At 44.0% G+C, this 832-nt stretch carries 2 protein-coding genes; both read left to right on the top strand.

Going from position 1 to position 832, the window contains the following annotated elements; translation table 11 throughout:
* Positions 1–372: sigma-70 family RNA polymerase sigma factor (locus R8N49_RS26130; protein WP_318190327.1), on the top strand; the 372-nt coding region annotated here is incomplete at its 5' end.
* Positions 369–832 (top strand): ChrR family anti-sigma-E factor (locus R8N49_RS26125; RefSeq protein ID WP_318190326.1); only part of this gene is annotated, 464 nt, incomplete at its 3' end. The genes R8N49_RS26130 and R8N49_RS26125, both read left to right, overlap by 4 nt.

Genomic DNA, 832 nt, shown 5'->3' with positions numbered 1-832 from the left:
TACGATGGAAAGAAGAGTGCGTTATCGACGTGGATATACACGATTATACGCAACTTGTGTTTTGACTTACTCAGAAAACAAAAGGGTAAAGAGCTTCACATCCATTCTGATGACATTTGGCCATCGGAATATTATCCGCCAGATTTGGTTGATCATTATTCTCCAGAACAAGACATGTTGAAGGAACAGGTGGTGAAGTTTCTTGATATTTTGCCTAAAAATCAGAGAGACGTATTGCAAGCGGTTTATCTCGAAGAGCTGCCACATCAGCAAGTTGCGGAACTTTTTGACATACCGCTAGGCACGGTGAAGTCTCGGTTAAGACTCGCAGTAGAAAAGTTAAGGCACTCAATGCATACGGAGCAACTATGAACAAACATCCAGATAACAACTTGTTAGAAGCGTACGCTTCGGGCAGCATTGATGCGGTTTCTGGTCTTGTGGTCGCCACACATTTAGAGACGTGCTCCAAGTGCCGAGCGTATGTAAACCAAGTAGAAGCAAGTCAAGCAAATACAGTGAGCGAAAGTCCATCAGAGTATTCACCTGAGTTTGATGACATGTTGAACGACATTATTAACGCAGAACCTGTGAACGACAATGTGGTGATTCAAGATACAGCTTTCGTCAATGTTGCAGGTAAAAGCTTCGAGCTTCCAAAAACGTTAGTGCGCTTTTCTGATTTGGTGGGATCGTGGCGAAGCTACGGTGGGAAAGTTTTCAGTGCACAAATTGATTTGGGTGAAGATGCTCGAGTGAGCCTGATGTACATCGGCGAAAATGTACAAATCCCACAACACACGCACAGAGGGTTGGAATCCACACTGGTTCT

Source organism: Vibrio sp. 1978 (assembly GCF_033344345.1).
Note: the sequence above shows the minus strand (reverse complement) of the source record. Positions and strands in the feature narration are given on the sequence as shown.